The sequence below is a fragment of the Enterococcus faecium genome, assembly GCF_029023785.1.
Lineage (GTDB): Bacteria > Bacillota > Bacilli > Lactobacillales > Enterococcaceae > Enterococcus_B > Enterococcus_B faecium.
The window spans coordinates 2,409,406-2,429,747 of sequence record NZ_CP118955.1 but is presented as its reverse complement, the minus strand read 5'-3'; the positions used below and the strand labels follow the sequence as shown (position 1 = coordinate 2,429,747).

At 39.5% G+C, this 20,342-nt stretch carries 22 protein-coding genes, 1 pseudogene and 1 other annotated feature; of the genes and pseudogenes, 18 read left to right on the top strand and 5 right to left on the bottom strand.

Features of this window, described 5'->3' with window-relative positions; all coding sequences use genetic code 11:
• Positions 1-133: 133 nt before the first annotated feature.
• The 4 genes from PYW34_RS11805 (at position 134) to PYW34_RS11790 (ending at position 3,536) form a co-directional block, all read left to right on the top strand.
• Positions 134-598, top strand: coding sequence for a MarR family winged helix-turn-helix transcriptional regulator (locus tag PYW34_RS11805; protein ID WP_002287461.1), 465 nt, complete (start codon positions 134-136; stop codon positions 596-598).
• Positions 582-1,211: a nitroreductase family protein gene (locus PYW34_RS11800; RefSeq protein WP_002287459.1), complete on the top strand. Its 630-nt coding sequence runs from the start codon at positions 582-584 to the stop codon at positions 1,209-1,211. The genes PYW34_RS11805 and PYW34_RS11800 overlap by 17 nt, the downstream gene beginning before the upstream one ends.
• A gap of 353 nt (positions 1,212-1,564) precedes the next feature.
• A complete protein-coding gene (gene msr(C), locus PYW34_RS11795; RefSeq protein WP_002287458.1) occupies positions 1,565-3,043 on the top strand; it encodes an ABC-F type ribosomal protection protein Msr(C) in 1,479 nt (492 codons plus the stop codon).
• A gap of 46 nt (positions 3,044-3,089) precedes the next feature.
• Positions 3,090-3,536 (top strand): DUF2798 domain-containing protein, encoded by a 447-nt coding sequence (locus tag PYW34_RS11790; RefSeq protein ID WP_002287457.1) that lies wholly within the window; start codon positions 3,090-3,092, stop codon positions 3,534-3,536.
• Positions 3,537-3,734: 198 nt separating this feature from the next.
• On the opposite strand, the gene PYW34_RS11785 is transcribed toward PYW34_RS11790, so the two are convergent.
• Positions 3,735-4,250: a PadR family transcriptional regulator gene (locus PYW34_RS11785; RefSeq protein ID WP_002287456.1), complete on the bottom strand. Its 516-nt coding sequence runs from the start codon at positions 4,248-4,250 to the stop codon at positions 3,735-3,737.
• Positions 4,251-4,366: 116 nt separating this feature from the next.
• Between PYW34_RS11785 and PYW34_RS11780 the strand changes: the two genes are divergently transcribed.
• Together PYW34_RS11780 and PYW34_RS11775 are read left to right on the top strand one after the other, a co-directional pair.
• Positions 4,367-5,569: an MFS transporter gene (locus PYW34_RS11780; RefSeq protein WP_002296013.1), complete on the top strand. Its 1,203-nt coding sequence runs from the start codon at positions 4,367-4,369 to the stop codon at positions 5,567-5,569.
• Between the two features lie 493 nt (positions 5,570-6,062).
• Complete coding sequence (locus PYW34_RS11775; RefSeq protein ID WP_002287453.1) at positions 6,063-6,389, top strand: hypothetical protein; 327 nt, start codon at positions 6,063-6,065, stop codon at positions 6,387-6,389.
• Between the two features lie 116 nt (positions 6,390-6,505).
• Here PYW34_RS11775 and PYW34_RS11770 read toward each other — a convergent pair whose 3' ends face one another.
• The 3 genes from PYW34_RS11770 to proB all read right to left on the bottom strand — a co-directional run bounded on the left by PYW34_RS11770 (position 6,506) and on the right by proB (position 8,976).
• Positions 6,506-6,850, bottom strand: coding sequence for a hypothetical protein (locus tag PYW34_RS11770; protein WP_002287507.1), 345 nt, complete (start codon positions 6,848-6,850; stop codon positions 6,506-6,508).
• Positions 6,851-6,925: 75 nt separating this feature from the next.
• A complete protein-coding gene (locus PYW34_RS11765) occupies positions 6,926-8,173 on the bottom strand; it encodes a glutamate-5-semialdehyde dehydrogenase (protein ID WP_002287452.1) in 1,248 nt (415 codons plus the stop codon).
• Positions 8,170-8,976, bottom strand: a complete 807-nt coding sequence (proB, locus tag PYW34_RS11760; protein WP_002287451.1) for a glutamate 5-kinase — start codon at positions 8,974-8,976, stop codon at positions 8,170-8,172. The genes PYW34_RS11765 and proB overlap by 4 nt, the downstream gene beginning before the upstream one ends.
• Positions 8,977-9,205: 229 nt before the next feature.
• On the opposite strand from proB, the gene PYW34_RS11755 reads away from it, so the two are divergent.
• From PYW34_RS11755 to PYW34_RS11700, 12 genes and pseudogenes are all read left to right on the top strand, one after another.
• Positions 9,206-9,733, top strand: a complete 528-nt coding sequence (locus PYW34_RS11755; protein ID WP_002287450.1) for a dUTP diphosphatase — start codon at positions 9,206-9,208, stop codon at positions 9,731-9,733.
• 62 nt (positions 9,734-9,795) lie between these two features.
• Positions 9,796-11,166: a DNA repair protein RadA gene (gene radA / locus PYW34_RS11750; protein WP_002287449.1), complete on the top strand. Its 1,371-nt coding sequence runs from the start codon at positions 9,796-9,798 to the stop codon at positions 11,164-11,166.
• Positions 11,167-11,199: 33 nt separating this feature from the next.
• Positions 11,200-12,357, top strand: coding sequence for a PIN/TRAM domain-containing protein (locus PYW34_RS11745; RefSeq protein WP_002287448.1), 1,158 nt, complete (start codon positions 11,200-11,202; stop codon positions 12,355-12,357).
• Positions 12,358-12,526: 169 nt separating this feature from the next.
• Positions 12,527-13,987 carry a glutamate--tRNA ligase gene (gene gltX / locus PYW34_RS11740; protein WP_002287447.1) on the top strand — a complete coding sequence of 487 codons (1,461 nt, stop codon included), beginning with the start codon at positions 12,527-12,529 and terminating at the stop codon, positions 13,985-13,987.
• Positions 13,984-14,223 (top strand) — a binding site (T-box leader). (Overlaps the previous gene by 4 nt.)
• A gap of 85 nt (positions 14,224-14,308) precedes the next feature.
• A complete protein-coding gene (gene epsC, locus PYW34_RS11735; protein ID WP_002287446.1) occupies positions 14,309-14,845 on the top strand; it encodes a serine O-acetyltransferase EpsC in 537 nt (178 codons plus the stop codon).
• Entirely contained in the window at positions 14,842-16,254 is a 1,413-nt protein-coding gene (gene cysS, locus PYW34_RS11730; protein ID WP_002287445.1) for a cysteine--tRNA ligase, read from the top strand. Before epsC ends, cysS begins: the two co-directional genes overlap by 4 nt.
• Positions 16,251-16,646 (top strand): Mini-ribonuclease 3, encoded by a 396-nt coding sequence (locus PYW34_RS11725; RefSeq protein ID WP_002293091.1) that lies wholly within the window; start codon positions 16,251-16,253, stop codon positions 16,644-16,646. Before cysS ends, PYW34_RS11725 begins: the two co-directional genes overlap by 4 nt.
• On the top strand, positions 16,639-17,499 hold the full coding sequence (gene rlmB, locus PYW34_RS11720) for a 23S rRNA (guanosine(2251)-2'-O)-methyltransferase RlmB (RefSeq protein ID WP_002287441.1): 861 nt from the start codon (positions 16,639-16,641) through the stop codon (positions 17,497-17,499). Before PYW34_RS11725 ends, rlmB begins: the two co-directional genes overlap by 8 nt.
• 3 nt (positions 17,500-17,502) lie before the next feature.
• The gene (locus PYW34_RS11715; protein WP_002287439.1) at positions 17,503-18,033 is read left to right on the top strand and encodes an NYN domain-containing protein; all 531 of its coding nucleotides are present in this window, start codon (positions 17,503-17,505) and stop codon (positions 18,031-18,033) included.
• A 76-nt stretch (positions 18,034-18,109) separates the two neighbouring features.
• Entirely contained in the window at positions 18,110-18,688 is a 579-nt protein-coding gene (locus PYW34_RS11710; protein WP_002287436.1) for a sigma-70 family RNA polymerase sigma factor, read from the top strand.
• Between the two features lie 114 nt (positions 18,689-18,802).
• Positions 18,803-19,048, top strand: a pseudogene (locus PYW34_RS11705) (Veg family protein).
• 92 nt (positions 19,049-19,140) lie between these two features.
• Positions 19,141-19,587 carry a GNAT family N-acetyltransferase gene (locus PYW34_RS11700; protein WP_002296021.1) on the top strand — a complete coding sequence of 149 codons (447 nt, stop codon included), beginning with the start codon at positions 19,141-19,143 and terminating at the stop codon, positions 19,585-19,587.
• Between the two features lie 58 nt (positions 19,588-19,645).
• On the opposite strand, the gene mscL is transcribed toward PYW34_RS11700, so the two are convergent.
• On the bottom strand, positions 19,646-20,107 hold the full coding sequence (gene mscL, locus PYW34_RS11695) for a large conductance mechanosensitive channel protein MscL (RefSeq protein ID WP_002287431.1): 462 nt from the start codon (positions 20,105-20,107) through the stop codon (positions 19,646-19,648).
• Positions 20,108-20,342 lie beyond the last annotated feature (235 nt).

Here is a 20,342-nt window from a genome sequence, read left to right as displayed (position 1 = left end):
ATTTCTTTTCTCTATACTTTTCTATTGAGAGCGTTTTTTTTATTACACAGCTGATTCTTTGACTTTTTTCTTTTTTTATTCTATTATTGACAAGTCAATCGTTGACGAGTCAATTATTAGAAAGGAGGAAATTATGTCTTTAGAAGAGATTAGTCACCTTTTATATCAAATCAAATTAGCCGATCAAAAAATCGTCCAGATCTTTGAAGAAAATATCGGTATAAGTCTTACTAGATACGAGATCATGATGAGACTGAAAGAAGAAAATCCATTGCTACAAAGCAGTTTGCAAGAAAAGTTGCAGATTGATCAAGGAGCAGTTACTCGTCATCTGAAGGTATTGGAAGCAAATGGCTATGTTTCGCGTCAGAGAAATCCTCAGAACAACCGGGAAGTGTATGTAGCGCTAACAGAAAAAGCCCAGAAGAAAATCGAGCATTGTGAAATGGACCATAAAGATACAGGTTCCGTGCTATCCCCGGCTTTCAGCGATGTAGAAATGAAACAATTTCTAACACTTTTAGATAAATTGAATACCCAACTTTGCAATATAACAACAGAAACGAAAGAGGTTAATAATAATGGAACAAAAAAATGATTTTTCAACAATTATGACTGGTAGAAGATCCGTTCGCGTATATGATGAAACATACAAAATCCCACACGAAGAAATGCTGGAAATGATCAAAGAAGCGACGACTGCACCTTCTTCTGTCAATATGCAACCATGGCGCTTTGTGGTCGCTGAAAGCGAGGAAGCAAAAGAAATCTTGCGTCCTTTGATCCGTTTCAATACGAGACAAAATGATACTTCTTCTGCAATGGTCATGATTTTTGGCGATATGCAATGTTACGAATATGGCGAAGAAATCTATAACCAAGCTTACGAATCAGGGAAGATGCCAAAAGAAGTCAGAGATCAACAATTAGCTGCGATCATTCCTTATTACAAGAGTTTTTCAAGAGAAGAAATGAACGATGTAGTCAAAGTCGATTCTAGCTTAGCGGCTATGCAATTCATGTTAGTTGCGCGTGATCATGGCTATGAAACAAATCCAATTGGTGGATTCGAAGCAGATCAGTTGGCAGAGGCATTTGGTTTGGATAAAGACCGTTATGTTCCAGTTATTATTTTATCAATAGGAAAAGCGGTAGAAGAAGGTTACGAGTCTGTTCGTTTAGCACCAGAAAAGATCACTACGTTCGAATAAAAGGTTTTCAGTTACTATTCAGTAGCTATTGCTTTTTTTGAATCGTGTGTGGTAACCTAATAAAAAAGGAGGTCGGAAAAATGACTGCATCGATGAAATTACGTTTCGAACTTTTGAATAACAACTAAATAAATTCAAAAGACATGTATAAACAACAATTTCATGGATGGAGTATGTCCATTTTTTCGAACGACAGTAGAATAGGTGAAAGCTATGACAGATTTGGTGATTTAGTCATAGTTATTTCGTTCAGAGTAGGAAAAGATGTGATGCAGTTTTTTTGCAAACAGATTTTTCTGCTCTTTTTTAGTATCGATAATTGTTGTTTTACATGAAATAGGAGTGTAAAACATATGGAAAATTTAGCAGTAAATATAACAAATCTACAAGTCAGCTTTGGCAACCAGCTAGAACTATCTATTGATTCTCTTCGTGTCTATCAGCAAGATCGTATAGGGATCATAGGAGAAAATGGTGTCGGTAAATCGACTTTGCTCAAACTAATAGCCGGTGAACTTTTTCCCGATCATGGGAAAATCCAAACAGAGATCACCTTCAACTACCTGCCTCAATTAACCTATCTCGCTGAAGCAAAGGACCTAAATTTGGAATTAGCCAGTCATTTCCAGTTAAGACTGGAAGAAACTTCAGAGCGGAAATGGAGCGGAGGGGAAGAACGAAAGATCGAGTTGATACGTCTTCTTTCTTCTTATGAACAAGGGATGCTTCTAGACGAGCCAACAACCCATCTAGATAGAAAAAGTATTGATCGACTGATTGAAGAGCTTCGTTATTATTATGGTACGCTGGTTTTTGTTAGTCATGATCGCTATTTTCTAGATGAGCTAGCATCGAAAATCTGGGAAGTAAAAGACGGAGAAATCCGAGAGTTTTCGGGGAATTATAGTGCCTATCTCACTCAAAAGGAATTGGAGAAAAAGACTCAGCTACGAGAAGCAGAGTCGATCATGAAAGAGAAAAAACGATTGGAAAAATCGATCCAAGAAAAGAAAAAACAAGCGGAAAAGTTGGAAAAAGTGTCCAGTAAAAAGAAAAAGCAACAAATCAGACCGGATCGGTTGTCTTCCTCTAAACAAAAAGACAGTGTACAAAAAGCCATCCAAAAGAATGCGAAAACATTAGAGAGAAGACTCCAAAAAATAGGAGAAACAACCAAGCCGCAGCAGATGAAACAAATCCGTTTTCCAGTACCAAAATCTCTTGAACTCCACAGCCGCTATCCCATCATGGGACAAAATGTCCAATTGGAAAGAAGTGGGAGAACATTACTGGTAAATGGTGATTTTCAGTTTTCTTTAGGTAAAAAAATCGCGATTGTCGGTGAAAATGGTTCAGGTAAGACAACCTTATTAGAACATATCCGCAAACAAGGAGAAGGAATCCTTCTCTCTCCGAAAGTAAGCTTTCAAGTATATCAGCAAAAGGGTTATCAAATGACATCTGAAGAATCCATCATTCGTTTTGTCATGAGACAAACAGAGTTTTCAGAATCGCTTGTCCGTAGTTTGCTGAATCACTTAGGGTTTGCTCAGGAAACTTTGACGAAACCGTTATGTACATTAAGTGGGGGAGAAGCGACCCGTCTGACGATTGCTTTGCTTTTTACTAAGCCAAGTAATGTGTTGCTGTTAGATGAACCGACTAATTTTATTGATATGGCAACGATCGAAGCTTTAGAGAAGCTAATGCAAATATATCCGGGAACGATTTTGTTTACTTCTCATGATTCTTACTTTGTCGAGCGTACGGCTGATGAAGTTTATGAAATAAAAGGGCAGAAAATAAAAAAAGTACTTACGAGAAATTTTTAAATGTGCTACGATGATTTTCGTGACAAATTTAAAGGAGTGGTACAGATTGCCTACAAATAAAAAAGAAGGAATAATTTTTACAACAATGATGTGTTTTTTGATGGTCTTGGGGATGAGCGCGTATAATTTATGGCTGCATCAAGATCTTCATTTATCAAGTTTGTTGATTGGTCTAGTGCCTGGATTCGTGGTGGCTTTCATTTTGGATGTCTTCATCATCGGTGTGCTGGCGAAAAAAATTGCCTTTAAACTACCAGTAAATCCAGAAAGCAAGGTCCAAATGATCTTAACTATTTCATGCTTGATGGTTTTAGGAATGGTGACATGTATGTCTTTATTCGGTGTGATCATGGAACAAGGAATACCTGATCAATTATTCTCTGCTTATATGAATGCTTGGAAAATGAATGTGATTGCCGCTTTACCGTTGCAGTTGATCATCGTTGGCCCGCTTTCAAGAAGTGTGCTAAAAGCAATTCAAAGTAATGAATGATGGAACACTGTTATTTGAAAAAAGGCCTTGGCATGCTTTTTGTCATAGTCTCTTGAATGCAGTTCTAGAAAAATAGTGATCCGAACGATAGGTTTTGGCCTGTCGTTCGGATCGCTTTTTCTTTTCCAACTGTATTGCTCTTTTATTGAAGATAATTTGCTCTTCAATAGATATTTCTAGAAAGGTTCTGTTTATCCCTTACTCAAAAAACTGCTGCATTTGTTCTCTTACTTGCTGACACCATTGGAGTTCCTGCTGACAAAGCATAATTCTGCGCTGGATCACAACATAACGTCCAAATTCTTGTTTCTTGTCTAGCGAGAGGTCATTCAATTTTTTTTGATTTTTTTGCATGATTTTGTTCAGCTGTTGTTCTCTAGTGAATAGCAGTCCAGTAGCTGTTGTTTTATCGAGCGTCGAAAAAGCATAGATTTTTGCTAGAAATTCATCTTTTTGCGTAGGAGCGGGAGTTTCCTCTTTGATCCATTCCTCTACAAGAGCACGTCCTTCATCAGTCAAGTGGTAGATCTTTTTTTGAGAGTGCTCGTCTTTGTCCAAAACGGTCACATAACCCTGCTGGTCTAACTTGGCAAGCGTTGTATAGATCTGACTGTGATGGGCTTCCCAAAAAATTGTGATCAGCTGCTTCAATTCATACCCAGAACGTGGTTTGGATAAAAGCACGCATAATAATATATAGGCTAAAGTATTCATAAAAATCCTACCTCTCGTCTTATTTTCTTTATTATATCACAGTAAAGTTTCCACGTTTTACATGTGCATATTTACATGTAAAATAAATCATGTATGATGCTAATAGAGAGAAAGGGATGGAAATATTGGAGAATCAAATAGATATACAAGAACAAACAAATGAAGAAACAAAGGGGAAAAGTTCAGCGCTAGTTGTAGCAGCTACCTGTATGATCGCTTTTATGGGAGTGGGTCTAGTAGACCCAATCTTAAAAACGATTGCTGCACAGTTAAACGCTACGCCAGCTGAAACGACCCTGTTATTTACTAGTTACATGTTAGTCACTGGTGTGGTGATGCTATTTACAGGTTTCTTATCTAGTCGGATCGGTTTGAAAAAAACATTGATGACAGGATTGTTTATCATCGTTGTATTCGCTGGTCTTGGCGGATTATCTGGGAATATCGGAATGCTGATTGGGTTACGTGCCGGCTGGGGTGTCGGGAATGCTTTATTTGTCTCTACTGCTTTAGCAACGATCGTCAGTATTTTAGTTGGTAACACAGAAAAAGCAATCATGATGTATGAAGCAGCACTTGGCTGCGGAATGGCTGTTGGCCCTCTAGTCGGTGGGGTCTTGGGCAGTGGTTCATGGCGTTATCCATTTTTTGGGGTAGCATTTTTGATGTTTTGCGGTTTTATAGCCCTAGCGGTACTTTTACCTGAAACTGAGAAACCAAAGAGAAAAGTAGGCCTTTGGGAAGGTGTCAAAGCGTTAAGCAATCATAAACTTCGTTCAGTTGGACTAATCGCATTGTTATATAATTTCGGATTCTTTACTTTACTTGCGTATGCGCCATTTTTATTGATTGGCTATTCTGAATTAGAAGTCGGTTTTGTATTTTTTGGCTGGGGTGTGCTTCTGGCTATTGCTTCGATTTTCGTTGCACCGGCTCTTGAGCGGAAGTTTACGACTTATCGGACAATTTTAGCAGCATTTGTCTTATTCATTATTTGTTTGCTGTTATTAGGAGCTGGAACTTCTATGCCAGTCCTTGTACCGATCAGCATTGTGTTAGCAGGATTTTTCCAAGGAATTATCAATACACTGTTGACGACGATTGCTATGGAAATACCAGGTCTGCAACGAAACGTTGCTTCGTCCAGCTATAGTTTTGTCCGCTTTTTCGGTGGAGCTTTAGCACCATTTATTGCAGGTGTGATTGGTGAACATATTGGTGAAAGCTATGCGTTTTATTTTGCAGGTGCCATTGTTCTTATCAGTGTATGTTGTATCATTTATCACCGTAATTATTTTGCTACAAATGAAGAAGAATAAGAAATCAGAGGTTGTGAAAAAGCTGTCCTGCATCAAGTCATAAGAACAGCCAAACAAAAATAGCTTCTCATATTTTTCGTTTGGTTGGGCTTATTACCGCAGATGCAAGCTTTTGAACACCGTTTATCAGGGGGTTGTAAAATCAGCGTTTTGTCCTGAGTATTAGAGAAACAAACGGAAAAATAGCTTCTCATATTTTACCGTTTTTTGAGCTAATACCGAGGGTCAGCTGATTGAACGCCGTTTACCAAGAGGTTGTGAGACTGTCGTTTAACTCTGAATCACAAGGAACAATTTCAAAAAACAGTTTCTCATGTTTGTTGAATATTGTGACTTATGATTGAGGAGTTGGCAGAAGAACACCATTTATTCGGAAAAAGGGGATGTGACACGATTTTTGTCACATTCCCTTTTTTTCTCAAAATAATGAAACTGGAAAATTTTCAGTAGGTAAGCTAAAATTCATTTAAGAAAAAGAATGGGGGGATAATAGATGCTGGAAGAATATTTTCAGGAAGTCGGGTTGACACTCGTTGAATTACCCATTGAATTTTCAGATGATCGGTTGATTTATCGTGGCTATATCAAAGAATTGCCAATAATCAATGCGGAAGGTGAAACTAGAAAAGCGATGCAGCAAAAAATAGCTGGTATGTATCAGGTGTATCGGGAACAGCTACTGGCTGAATCAGCGGAAGAAGAAAAAGAAAAAACGATGAACTTGTCCATGGATGAGCTGCTTCGTTATTATGATGGCGAAACATTTGACGGATTTTCGCTTCTTAACGAAGAGGAAACAGATTTACCAGGCAGCTGGTAGGCGAACGCCGTTTATATGGAAAAAGAGGCTGTGACAAAATCTTTGTCACAGCCTCTAAAAAGTCCGGCAGTTTTTTGCCGATCTTCAAGGCACTCTACTTATCGTACGGATATTTTTTAGCGGAAAGTCCGATTCAAGTGGTTTTTATTCAGCTGATATTTATAAGATAAGTGAAAAATCCCAGCAATCAGTAGCGTAATCGTATAAGCGATTGAATGATCGAAAAAAGAATAGTAATTGATTGTCGCTAATAAGCATAATGCAACCATGTAACTAATGTGCAAGCGTGTAACCAGCCCTTTTTGCCCGATTTTGTCAAAATACTGCGACCATTTTTCCCGTTGACTCCCTATGCTTCGTTTTTTGAATTGAAAGAAAAGGGATAAAATACCGACTCCCAGAAAAGCAGCGATATTCAGAGAAATAAGGTAAATAAAAAAAATCATTAAAATTTCAAACATATTGACACCTTTCTAGTTGGATAGAACCTTTACAGAAAAAAGGCAAAAGGCGGGAATAATGTTTCACACGAAACATTATTCGCGGATTTGTCCATCGCCATAAATGATATATTTTGTGGAAGTTAATTCATTTAACCCCATTGGACCACGGGCATGCAACTTTTGAGTAGAGATACCAATCTCTGCACCAAAACCAAATACCGATCCGTCTGTAAAACGAGTGGAGGCATTGACATAGACAGCCGCCGCGTCCACTTCATTTAAGAAACGTTGACTAGCCGCATAACTATCTGTCACGATCGTTTCTGAATGTTTAGTATTATGCCGATTGATATGTGCAATTGCTTCATCCAAAGAATCGACCACTTTGACAGCAAGGATATAATCTAGATATTCAGTATCCCAATCTGTGTCTTCTGCTAAAGCAGCCGTCTCTAGATATTCTAACGCACGAGCATCCGCACGTAAAGAGACCCCGTGTTCTACCAGTTCTTTTTCAATAGCTGGCAAGAAAAAAGGTGCGATCTCAGAATGGATCAGCAATGTTTCTGCCGCGTTACAGACAGATGGACGGGAAGCTTTTGCATTGACGATGATGTTCACTGCCATAGATAACTGTGCTTCTTTATCGATATATACGTGATTATTTCCTGTACCTGTTTCAATGATAGGTACCGTTGCCTGTTCTTTGACTCGTTGGATTAATTTTGCTCCGCCTCGAGGAATCAGCACATCTAAGTATTCTGTCAATCGCATCAACTGTCCTGCAGTTTCATGAGAAGTATCATCGACAAACTGGATGGCATAAGGAGATTCGCCAGCACTGACCAGTACTTGCTGCAATAATTGGACTAATAATTGATTCGAGAAGAATGCTTCTTTGCCACCGCGAAGGATAACGGCATTCCCTGATTTGAATGCTAGACTAGCTGCATCTGTCGTGACATTTGGACGAGATTCGTAAATGATGCCGGTCACGCCTAGTGGCACGCGCTTTTTGCCGATTCTCAATCCGTCGGTGTTCGTCCACATCTCATCTACTTTTCCAATAGGATCGTCTAACGAAGCAATTTTTTCGATCTCTGTAGCCATGGCATTGATTCGCTCAGGTGTCAGCTGCAAGCGGTCTTGCATCGTTTCACTGATATTGTTTTCGACTGCTTTTTCTAAGTCTTTATGATTTGCTTCAATGATCGCTTGTTGATTCTTTTTGATGGTTTGTGCCATTTGAACAAGTAGCTCATTTTTGCGGTTTGTAGGCATAAGTGCTAGTTGTTGCGCGCTATCTTTTGCCTGTTGTCCTAATTGCATCAAGTCAGTCATTTCAAGTCCTCCTTAAATAAAGTACCTACTTCTTTTCCTGCAAGAATATCAAAAATAATTGCCGGATTTTTTCCATTTGCTAAAATCATTGCGCTGTTTGCTTCAAATATCCTAGAAGCGGCTTTTAATTTACTCTGCATACCGCCTGTTCCAAATGTGCTACCAGCACCACCTGCTTGTGCCAGAATCTTTTCATCGATTTTATCGATATAGCGATACATCTGAGCCTCGGGATTTGTAGTCGGATTATCTGAATAAAACCCGTCGATATCAGAAAGGACGATCAAAAGGTCTGCCGCGACAAGTTTTGCCATGATGGCTGACAGCTGATCATTATCGCCAAATTTTGTCAGATGATCTAATTCATCCACTGCTACAGTATCGTTTTCGTTCACGATAGGGATCGTGTCCATAATCAAAAGCTGTTCCAATGTATTCCTCACATTTTTACGACTTTCAGGATAATCTACCACGTCTCTTGTCACGAGGATCTGTGCCGTCTGTTGATTATATACACTGAATCTTTGATTATAGATATTCATCAGTTCGGCTTGACCAACAGCCGCCGCAGCTTGCTGTTCAGGAATCAAAGTCGGACGTTCTGACAAATGTAATTTATGCATACCAACGCCTACAGCTCCTGATGAGACTAAGATCACTTCCTTTCCCCGATTTCTAAGATCAGAAAGGACAAAAGCTAACTGATCGATTGCCGCAAGATTGATATTTCCATTGGGATAAATCAATGTACTTGTTCCTACTTTGACAATAATTCGTTTTGCATTTTTAATTTCTTTACGCATGTGACACCTCAATCAAATATCCACTCATTAATTTCGTTCTATTCTACTTGTTTTGACGAGTAAAGTCATGTAAAAAATAGTTTTTTTGTACAACTTGCAGTCGTTTGGAAAAAGAACGAATTAATGGTTTACTTTAAGATAGCAGAATTTCTTGAAGAATTTGTAAAGAAAGTCTTTTACAGCCTCGGATATGTTAGAATAGGAGTAGTTTATTTAGGGAGGAAAACCGGTGAGAAAAAGAGGATTTGAAGTTATTTCTAAATATAAAGATCAAAATATCAATCTACCGCAGCGCGCTACACATCATGCTGCTGGCTATGATTTTGAAGCAGCAGAAGAGGTCGTGATTCCAAGTATCTGGAAAGCAGGCTGGAAAAAGGGGTTGGAAACAGTCGCAGATGGATTGAAAAAAGATGTATCAGAAAATGAAAAACAATTGAAACCAACCCTCGTGCCTACTGGAATCAAAGCTTACATGGGAGAAGATGAATTTTTGCAGCTTGCTAACCGTTCAAGCAATCCGTTGAAGCGGTTTTTAGTGTTGACAAACGGAGTAGGTGTGATTGACAGTGATTATTACAATAATGAGGCAAATGAAGGCCATATCATGTTCCAATTCACCAACTTTGGTTTCAAGGATGTAGTGATCAAAAAAGGCGAGCGTATCGGCCAAGGGATCTTTTTGCCGTTTTTAAAAGCAGATCAAGATCAAACGACTGCTCAACGTCAAGGCGGATTTGGTTCTTCCAGTAAATAAAACGTTAAAGATACTTAAGCTTGATTTAATGTCTCATGATTAGGATAAAAGGAGGCGGTACAATGGCAAAAAAATCAAAAGTACAATTTGTTTGCCAAAATTGCGGGTATGTGTCGCCTAAGTTCTTGGGACGCTGCCCAAATTGCGGAAAATGGAATACGATGGTCGAAGAAATCGAACAAGATACAACGGACCGCAGAACTCGGACAAGTTTGACAGGAGAAAAAGCAAAACCAACAAAAATCGCAGACGTCGTCCCTAAAAAAGAACCTCGGATCAAAACAAAATTAGAAGAACTGAACCGTGTGTTAGGCGGAGGTGTGGTGCCAGGGTCTATGGTCTTGATTGGTGGCGATCCAGGTATCGGGAAATCCACTTTGCTGTTACAAGTTTCTCAGCAATTAGCAGCCATAGGCGGAAAAGTCTTATATGTATCCGGCGAAGAAAGCGCAGAGCAGATAAAATTACGCGCGGAACGCCTCGGAAGTATCAACACAGAATTTTATCTATACGCTGAAACAGATATGAACGAAATCAGTCGTGCCATCGAACATATCTCCCCTGATTATGTTATCATTGATTCCATCCAAACGATGACGCAGCCAGACATCACAAGTGTGGCAGGAAGTGTCAGCCAAGTAAGAGAAACCACTGCAGAACTACTCAAAATCGCTAAAACAAATGGGATAGCCATTTTTATCGTCGGTCATGTTACCAAAGAAGGCTCGATCGCCGGCCCAAGAATGTTAGAACATATGGTGGATACGGTGTTATATTTTGAAGGTGAACAACATCATAGTTTTCGGATTTTGCGAGCAGTAAAAAACCGATTTGGCTCAACGAATGAGATTGGGATTTTTGAAATGCATGAGCATGGATTGGAAGAAGTCGCTAATCCTTCACAGATTTTCTTAGAAGAACGCCTAGACGGTGCAACTGGCTCTGCTATCGTTGTGGCAATGGAAGGGACACGTCCAATTTTGGTAGAGATCCAAGCATTAGTCACACCTACTATGTTCGGAAATGCCAAACGAACAACAACAGGTCTTGATTTCAATCGGGTATCTCTGATCATGGCAGTGCTGGAAAAAAGAGCTGGGTTGCTTCTTCAGAATCAAGATGCTTACTTAAAAGCTGCAGGTGGGGTAAAATTAAATGAACCAGCGATTGATTTAGCTATCGCTGTCAGTATTGCTTCAAGCTATAAAGAAAAAGGAACACAGCCAACGGAATGTTTCATCGGTGAAATTGGACTGACTGGAGAAATCAGACGTGTCAGTCATATTGAACAACGAGTCAAAGAAGTCCAAAAACTCGGCTTCACAAAAGTATACCTACCTAAAAACAACTTAGGTAACTGGGAAGCGCCAAAAGGAATCGAGATAGTTGGAGTAGCAACTTTGGCTGAAACGTTGAAGCGTGTGTTCCGCTAACTAATAAATGATTGTCGAAACGGAGGAAAAACGATGCAAAAACGTGTCATTACTTTGCTGATGATCATTGTCGGCGCAAGCTTGGGTATTTCATTTTTACCCTCAGCTTGGCAGGCAATCGGTCAACAGTCAAACGGATGGCTGAATAATACATTTACCAACAGCCTGTTAGGCGCACTTATTTTCTTTTTATTATCTTTGCTGTTGGCCAAACATATCTCAGCTATTATCAAACAAGTAGAACAAAAACTAAGTGAGGTCAGCTTGACTTATCTTCTCTTCGGTGCGATCGGTGCGATCATCGGATTGACTTTAGGTGTTGTGATCTCGACCCCTCTTTACAATATGGAAATTCCATTCGTCAATAGTGTATTGCCGATTTTACTGATGATCATCTTAGGCTATCTGGGATTGAGAATGGGAACGACACGAATCGAAGAATGGAAGAAAGTTTTTGGTTCACGAAGCAAAAAAATCGAGCAAGAAACAGCTAGTCAAGTTGAGAGTCAACTGTTAGAACGAAAATCAGGAGAAAATTTCCATAAATATAAAATCTTGGATACAAGCGTGATCATTGACGGTCGGATTTATGATATTACAAAGACTGGATTCTTAGAAGGAACCTTGATGATCCCTAATTTTGTTCTTTACGAACTACAATACATCGCGGACTCAGGGGATAGTTTGAAACGTGTGCGTGGTCGTCGCGGATTAGATATCCTAAATGCCTTGCAAAAAGAAGAGGGTATATCTGTCGAAATGTACGATGGAGACTTTGAAGATATCAGTGAAGTAGACAGCAAATTGATCAAATTGGCTAAGCTTTTAGATGGTGTCATTGTAACCAATGACTATAACTTGAATAAAGTCTCTGAATTCCAAAATGTACCTGTTCTTAATATCAATGCGTTGGCAAATGCCGTAAAACCAGTCGTCATCCCTGGTGAAACGATGAATGTTCTAGTAGTAAAAGCCGGGACAGAACGCCAACAAGGAGTAGCCTACCTTGATGACGGCACGATGGTTGTCGTAGAAGATGGACAGCATTACATGAATGAACGTATCGAAGTCGTTGTAACAAGTGCCCTTCAAACAGCTGCTGGACGCATGATCTTTGCTAAACCTGCACATGCAGGACGAGGAATCGACAATAAAAAAGAGACAGAGAAAAAGACTAAACAATCAAAATAAAAAAGAAATTCAGCCAACTGGTAAGGAAATTCAACCAGTTGGCTTTACTATTTACCTTAGAAAAGGTAAAATTTGTGCTGAGTGGCTTTAAATAAATGATATTTGAGAAGCCGTAACTGACGGAATTTTTGCTGTTAGTCAAAGTCTAGTTTGAAAGAAGAGGAAGAAAATGACGAAAGTACGCGTACGCTATGCACCAAGTCCAACTGGGCACCTGCATATTGGAAATGCAAGAACTGCATTATTCAATTATTTGTTTGCCCGCCACAATGATGGAGACTTTATTATTCGTATTGAGGATACTGACCAAAAACGTAATATCGAAGATGGCGAAAAAAGCCAGTTGGAAAACCTTGCTTGGTTGGGAATGAATTGGGATGAATCTCCTGAAAATCCTGGAGAATACGGCCCTTACCGTCAATCTGAACGTAAAGAAATCTATCAACCGCTGATTGATCAGCTGCTTGCTAGCAATCGAGCATACAAATGCTATTGCACAGAAGAAGAATTAGAAGCAGAACGGGAAGCACAACGCGCAAGAGGAGAAATGCCTCATTACGCAGGAACATGTGCGAACTTGACACCTGAAGAACAAGCAGAAAAAGAAGCACAAGGTCTAGAATCTGTTGTACGTTTCCGTGTGCCTCGCAATACAGAATACGCATTTACAGATATGGTGAAAGGCGCTATTTCGTTCGAATCCGATAATATCGGTGGCGACTTTGTCATACAAAAACGCGATGGTATGCCAACTTATAATTTTGCTGTTGCGGTCGATGATCATTTGATGAAAATCACTCACGTTTTACGTGGAGATGACCATATTGCCAATACACCAAAACAACTGATGATCTATGAAGCATTTGGCTGGACACCACCAACCTTCGGACATATGACATTGATCATCAACAGTGAAACAGGTAAAAAACTAAGCAAACGTGACGAATCAATCTTGCAATTTATCGAACAATATCGCGAATTAGGCTATCTACCAGATGCAATGTTCAACTTTATTGCATTATTGGGCTGGTCACCTGTGGGCGAAGACGAAATCTTCGAACACCAAGAATTGATCAAAATGTTCGATCCAAAACGCCTAAGTAAATCACCCGCAGCTTTCGATGCGAAAAAACTGCAATGGGTAAACAACCATTACATCAAAGCAATGGATCTAGATGCATTTACTGACATGTGTCTGCCTTATCTAATCGCTGATGGACGTGTAGCAGAAAACCCAGATGAAAAGACAATCGAATGGGTGAAGAAGATCGTTAGCCTGTATCAACCTCAAATGAGCTATGCTGCAGAAATCGTTGATCTGTCTACGCTATTTTTCAATGAACATCCTGTATTGAATGAAGCAGCAAAAGAAGTACTTGCTGGTGAAACAGTTCCTACTGTTCTCCACGCATTCAAAGCACAGCTAGAACAAATGGAAGTAGTAGATGCTCCAACTGTCAAAGCTGCCATCAAAGCTGTTCAAAAAGAAACTGGCGTAAAAGGAAAAAATCTTTTCATGCCAATCCGTGTAGCTGTATCAGGACAAATGCATGGTCCAGAATTGCCTGAAACGATCGAATTGCTTGGTCGTGAAAAATCATTAGCACATTTAAATCAAGTACTGAACTAAACACGATGAACAGAAAAAAGTAAGCAGCTGATCATTACAAGAGAGATACCGGGTGGTGCAAGGTATCAATGAATGGTTGCCGAAATGCCTCTGGGAGTGGTCTTGGCGAAACACAGAAAACAGGAAAAACTGTTTTATAGGAAACAAAGTAGCCAAGAACGTATAACAGGCGTTAGCTGTCAGAGATAATCATTGATTATGAAGAAAAGTGGAACCACGCGGAAAGCGTCTTTTGATAAGGAAACTTATTTAAAAGGCGCTTCTTTTCTTTATAAGAAGATGATTTCCTACATAAAATTCTTACGAAAGGAGTGGAAAGTCATGAGTTGGTTTACCCGAGCGATTGATGCAGCAAAGAGAAACGATCCGGCTGCACGTTCGACAGCTGAGATCGTTTTGACATACCCTGGTTTTCATGCCTTGTTTTGGCATCGTTTCTCTCATTTTTTATATCAGCACCGGCTCTTTTTATTGGCGAAGATCAATGCTCAATTCTGGCGTTTCCTAACTGGTGTTGAGATCCATCCAGGAGCAACGATTGGAACTGGCGTGTTCATCGACCATGGAATGGGAATCGTCATTGGCGAAACCGCAGAAATCGAGGACGATGTGATTTTATTCCATGGCGTAACATTAGGCGGCACAGGAAAAGAAACGGGTAAAAGACACCCAACTGTTAAACAAGGAGCCATGCTCTCTGCGAATGCGCAGATATTAGGACCGGTAACGATCGGAAAAAACGCCAAAATCGGTGCAGGTGCCGTTGTGTTGAAAGATGTTCCAGACGACGCTACAGCGGTAGGAGTACCAGCAAAAGTCGTTCGAATCAAAGGAGAAAAAGTGAGGAGATCAGAATGATAAAAATCTACAATACATTGACCAGAAAAAAAGAAGAATTCATCCCTATACAAAAGGGACATGTCGGTATGTATGTCTGCGGACCGACTGTGTATAATTATATCCATATCGGAAATGCTCGTAGCACCATTGCTTTCGATACAATTCGACGCTATTTTGAATATCGAGGCTATAAAGTCGATTTCGTATCGAATTTCACGGATGTAGACGATAAAATCATCCGTACAGCAAACGAATTAGGTATTACAGCACCAGAAGTTGCTGATCGTTTCATCCGAGCATTTGAAGAAGATACGAAAGCGTTGAATGTCGAGCCTGCTACACTGCATCCAAGAGTCATGGATCATATGCCAGATATTTTAGCATTTATTCAAGTGTTGGTTGAAAAAGGCTATGCTTATGAATCTTCAGGTGATGTGTATTACCGTACCCGTAAATTTGAAAATTATGGGAAATTAAGTGACCAATCCATCGATGAACTGGAAGTCGGAGCAAGTCAGCGTACAGGGGAAGAACAGCAGCAAAAAGAAGACCCATTAGATTTCGCTTTATGGAAACAAGCAAAACCTGGCGAGATTTCTTGGGATTCACCATGGGGCAAAGGACGTCCCGGTTGGCATATTGAATGTTCCGTTATGGCAACAAAACATTTAGGAGAAACGATCGATATCCATGGTGGCGGGCAAGATTTAGAATTTCCTCATCATGAAAATGAAATCGCACAAAGTGAAGCGAAAACAGGGAAAAAATTCGCTAATTACTGGATGCACAATGGCTATGTAACGATTGGCGAAGACGATGAAAAAATGAGTAAATCTCTAGGGAATTTCATCACTGTACATGAAATGATCAAAAACGTTGATCCACAAGTCTTGCGTTTCTTCATGGCGACCACACAATACCGTCGTCCGATCCGCTACAGTGAAACGACGATGAAAGAAGCAGCCACCAATTTACAACGATTGAAGAATACGTTTGACAATTTGAAATTCCGCCAAGAAACTGCCTCAGAGAATTTGGCAGATGATGCGGATAAAATCGCTTTGTTAGAAAATTTAGAACAGCGATTCATCGAAGAAATGGACGATGATTTTAATGCAGCAAATGGGATCACAGTGGTCTATGAGCTTGCTAAGTGGCTGAACACTTATCTAGACCAGCCGAAAGTTTCTGCCGCTGTCTTGGCACAAGGAGAAGCTTTATTCTCGCAATGGCTTTCGATCTTCGGTATTTTATTTACAGCAGAAGAGTTATTAGATGAAGAGATTGAACAATTGATCGAAGAACGAAATCAAGCAAGAAGCAATCGTGATTTTGTCCGAAGCGACGAAATTCGTGATTTGTTGAAAGAAAAAGGGATCTTATTAGAAGATACACCGCAAGGAACCCGATGGAGAAGAGAAGCATGAGAGATTACACACAATTGAACGGTTTAGCCTTGGCTTATGTTGGAGATGCGATTTACGAAATCTATGTTCGTGACCACCTGATTGATCAAGGAGAAACAAAACCCAATAAGCTGCATCGTGCGGCAACGAATTATGTTTCTGCGAATGCACAAGCCTTTTTGATTCAGCAAATGCTGGAAGAACATCTTTTGACAGAAGAAGAAGAACTTTATTATCGCAGAGGAAGAAATGCTAAAAGCCATACGAGCGCAAAAAATGCTGATGTTACGACGTATCGGGTCGCAACAGGGTTCGAAGCGCTCATGGGCTATCTGCATTTGACAAAACAAACCGAGCGGATGGAAGAATTGATCCGCTGGTGTATTCAGAAAGTTGGTGAAAAAAATGGGTAAAGAAAGAACAAACAAACATCAATCGAAACGTGGATTTGAAGACAAAAAACAAAATAGATATTCAAATAAAAAGCAAACTGGACGAAATCAGTCAGTTTCTGATCAAAATGAAGAAGCATTAGAAGATAATTTCGTCTTTGGGCACCATGCCGCAGTAGAAGCGCTACAACAAGGGCGAGGGAATAAACTCTTTCTTCAAGAAGATTCACGAGGAGAAAAAGTAGAAGAACTGAAAGAAATCGCACGTGAACAAGCTGTGCCAGTCAAATGGGTTCCTAAACAAAAATTAGAAACTTTGAGCGATCACGGCGTGCATCAAGGAGTCGTTCTTGCGATTACACCTTATGAATATTTATCCCTTGACCAACTGATTGAACGAACAAAAGAGAAAAAAGAAGACCCCTTCTTTTTGATTTTGGATAGCATCGAAGATCCACACAATTTTGGGTCGATTTTACGGACAGCAGACGCAAGTGGCGTCGATGGTGTGATCATACCAAAACACCGAGCAGTTGGAATCACACCTATCGTAACAAAGACTTCCACTGGGGCAGTCGAACATGTCCCTGTTGCACGCGTGACGAATTTGGTACAAGCTGTGCAACAGCTCAAAGAAACAGGATTTTGGGTATTTGGCACAGATATGACCGGCACAAACTTCCAAAAATGGAATGCCAAAGGATCAATTGCTTTAGTCATTGGTAATGAAGGCAAAGGAATGAGTCCAGGATTGAAAAAAGAAATGGATGAATTGCTGACGATCCCGATGACCGGGCACGTCCAGAGCTTAAATGCCAGTGTTGCTGCTGGTTTGCTTATGTATCAGGCTTTTTCCCAACGTCAGGGGGAGTAGACCATGAAAAAACAGCTGTTGATTGTAGACGGCTACAACATGATTGGTTCGTGGCCGGAACTTGTCCAGCTTAAAAAGCAGGACAAAATGGCGGATGCAAGAGAAGCTCTTTTACATCGTTTATCAAATTATGCGAAATATGAAGGAATGGAAGTCATCGTTGTCTTCGATGCCCAACTAGTTCCGGGCATCCAACAAAATTATAAGAAATACCAGTTGGATGTTGTTTTTACGAAAGAAGACGAAACGGCTGACAGTTATATCGAGAGAATCGCTGGTCAGCTGAATGACCGTTTGACACAAGTGACAGTGGCGACAAGCGATTTAGCAGAACAGTGGATGATCTTTTCCCAAGGAGCATTACGAACTTCTGCTTATGAATTATATAAGACGATAAAAAAAACGGAAAAAACAATAGCCCAAGAAAATAAAGATATGCATTTTATTGATTTCCGACGTAATTCTCCATGGAATGAAGAGCAGTTAAAAAAATTGTCCCAAAAATTGGACGATTTAATGAGAAAAAATAAATAACATATCGTTCTAATCAGTTCGATGAATCATTGATGATAAGATTCCTCCATAAACGAATTTATGGAGGAATTATTTTATGTCTGAGGAGTTATTGCGCGCTGCACGTAATGGTGACGAAGAAGCATTTGCTGCCCTGTATCAAAAATATTTTCCACTTTTACTACGTTTGAAAAACACCTATTATTTAAGAAATTATGTTTCTGAGGATTGGGAACAAGAAGCAAGGATCGCTTTATATCAGGCATTGAGAACTTACGAAAAAAGCAAAGGTGTTAGCTTTGGAAGTTATTATAAAAGCATTATAAGCAATCAAATCTATTCTCTGTTGAGGAAGCAGAACGCGCTGAAGCGTCGTGATCAAAAAGATGAAGTCTCAATCGACCAAAAAATAGAGACAGAAGGACCAGACTTTTTAGCAGAGATCACATTGCAAGAACCTTTAGCGATTCAGCATCTTTTATTAAAAGAAGCAATCGAAAATTGCGAAATCCAGTTTTCAAAAATAGAAGCTAAAATTTTTCATTATTATATGCAAGGCGTTGATTTTGTAGACATGGCTGAATGTTTAGCAATGGATCACAAGCAAGTAATGAGCGCTTACGGGAGAGTAAAACTCAAAATAAAAAAACACTTGAAATTTTATAATGAGGAATAATTTAGAAAAATCTTAATGAGCTTCTTATTTATTTTTATTGCATTTCTTTTTTTTTTATGGTAAACTTGAAAATTTTAAAAATATGTGGTATAGTTGATAGTAGAGGTGAACTGTATGCCAACAACTTTAGCTTCAATCAAGAAAGATTTAGAAGGTCGTATCGGCAGCCCAATCATGTTGGTTGCTCAGACAGGAAGAAAGCGTCAAACAGAACGCCGCGGCGTTTTAACAGAAACCTATCCTTCAGTATTCGTTGTTGATTTGGATCCTGAAGAAAATTCTTTTGAATGAGTATCTTACAGCTATTCAGATGTACTTACTCGGACAGTTGAGATCGAATTTTTAACTGAAGCAGTTTAAAAAGCAAACGAGCCTGAGATTCGTAAGGTTCGTTTGCTTTTTTGTGTGCGAATCGGTATGCTAAGAATAAAAAAGCAGGGGGCGTTTGCTTAGTGGAATATCAGGTAAAGAAATTTGAAGAATTGTCAACAGCAGAGTTTTACGCGATCGTCAAAGAACGAATCGCAGTTTTTGTTGTGGAACAACAGTGTCCTTATCAAGAAGTTGATGACATTGATGGACAAGCTTGGCATACGTTTTTTCAAGATACTGATGGGAAGATCCTTGCCTACACGCGAGTATATGAAGAAGCGGAGAGTATCCATTTTGGACGTGTCCTTGTTCATCAGGACAACCGTAAAGATGATTTAGGAAGAAAGATTGTTCAAGAAACGATTAACATGATCCAGAAAAATTTTCCAGAAAAACCAATCGTGATCGGCGCACAAGAATACCTACAAGCTTTTTATGAGTCGTTTGGATTCAAGGCAATCTCAGATGTGTATTTGGAAGATGATATTCCACATATCGACATGAAAAAGGAACAAGTAGCAAGTTAAGAATCTAAAAAAAGAAAGCCGACACTGAAAATCGGCTTTCTTTTTTTTAGATTCTTTATTATTTAGAAGTATCGGAAAGATTTGTTTGCTCTACTGGATGTGTATTGTCTTCTGCCACTTGTTTGGCAAGAAGATCGCGTATGTCACTAAGATAATCTTCTGCAGTAGGAGTTTCTTCCACTTCCACTTGCTCTTCTTTGGAGCGTAAATTCTTCGCACGGTTTGCCGCTTTGACAACTAAGAATAAGACAAAACCAGTGATCAGAAATGTAATGATAGCACTAATAACGTTACCAAACGCAAATGTGACGCCTTTTGTCGGCGACCAGTCAAGAATTGAAAGTGCTCCTTCTAAATCAGAAGTACCTGTGATCATTGCGACAAACCAACCTATTAGTGGTGTGATCAAGCCTTGCACCACTTGGTTTACGATGCTTGTAAACGCACTACCAATAACAACGCCGACAGCAAGATCCAAGACATCTCCACGCATGATGAACTCTTTGAATTCTTTGATCATGAATGACCCTCCCTTCTTTTATTTGTCTTTAGTATATCGAAAAATAAAAAATAAAAAAACAATATACGCTTTTAGCCGTCTGTTTCTTTTGATAAAAAACATCTATGCTATACTATAAAGTGTAACATCATTTAGAAAAAACGGCGAATTGCCTGAACTTATAAATTTCAAGCAGAGGAATAAGTAAAAAAGGCAGGTTGACCCATTAAAAGAGTAAGCGGGCAATCAACTGTGA

Coding starts and splice junctions, on each gene's coding strand:
- PYW34_RS11710 (WP_002287436.1), top strand. CDS start 18,110: ATGTCTGAGGAGTTATTGCGCGCTGCACGTAATGGTGACGAAGAAGCA.
- PYW34_RS11725 (WP_002293091.1), top strand. CDS start 16,251: ATGAGAGATTACACACAATTGAACGGTTTAGCCTTGGCTTATGTTGGA.
- proB (WP_002287451.1), bottom strand. CDS start 8,976: ATGCGTAAAGAAATTAAAAATGCAAAACGAATTATTGTCAAAGTAGGA.
- PYW34_RS11715 (WP_002287439.1), top strand. CDS start 17,503: ATGAAAAAACAGCTGTTGATTGTAGACGGCTACAACATGATTGGTTCG.
- PYW34_RS11800 (WP_002287459.1), top strand. CDS start 582: ATGGAACAAAAAAATGATTTTTCAACAATTATGACTGGTAGAAGATCC.
- mscL (WP_002287431.1), bottom strand. CDS start 20,107: ATGATCAAAGAATTCAAAGAGTTCATCATGCGTGGAGATGTCTTGGAT.
- PYW34_RS11745 (WP_002287448.1), top strand. CDS start 11,200: ATGCAAAAACGTGTCATTACTTTGCTGATGATCATTGTCGGCGCAAGC.
- PYW34_RS11805 (WP_002287461.1), top strand. CDS start 134: ATGTCTTTAGAAGAGATTAGTCACCTTTTATATCAAATCAAATTAGCC.
- PYW34_RS11785 (WP_002287456.1), bottom strand. CDS start 4,250: ATGAATACTTTAGCCTATATATTATTATGCGTGCTTTTATCCAAACCA.
- PYW34_RS11770 (WP_002287507.1), bottom strand. CDS start 6,850: ATGTTTGAAATTTTAATGATTTTTTTTATTTACCTTATTTCTCTGAAT.
- rlmB (WP_002287441.1), top strand. CDS start 16,639: ATGGGTAAAGAAAGAACAAACAAACATCAATCGAAACGTGGATTTGAA.
- PYW34_RS11775 (WP_002287453.1), top strand. CDS start 6,063: ATGCTGGAAGAATATTTTCAGGAAGTCGGGTTGACACTCGTTGAATTA.
- radA (WP_002287449.1), top strand. CDS start 9,796: ATGGCAAAAAAATCAAAAGTACAATTTGTTTGCCAAAATTGCGGGTAT.
- PYW34_RS11765 (WP_002287452.1), bottom strand. CDS start 8,173: ATGACTGACTTGATGCAATTAGGACAACAGGCAAAAGATAGCGCGCAA.
- epsC (WP_002287446.1), top strand. CDS start 14,309: ATGAGTTGGTTTACCCGAGCGATTGATGCAGCAAAGAGAAACGATCCG.
- gltX (WP_002287447.1), top strand. CDS start 12,527: ATGACGAAAGTACGCGTACGCTATGCACCAAGTCCAACTGGGCACCTG.
- cysS (WP_002287445.1), top strand. CDS start 14,842: ATGATAAAAATCTACAATACATTGACCAGAAAAAAAGAAGAATTCATC.
- PYW34_RS11780 (WP_002296013.1), top strand. CDS start 4,367: ATGGAAATATTGGAGAATCAAATAGATATACAAGAACAAACAAATGAA.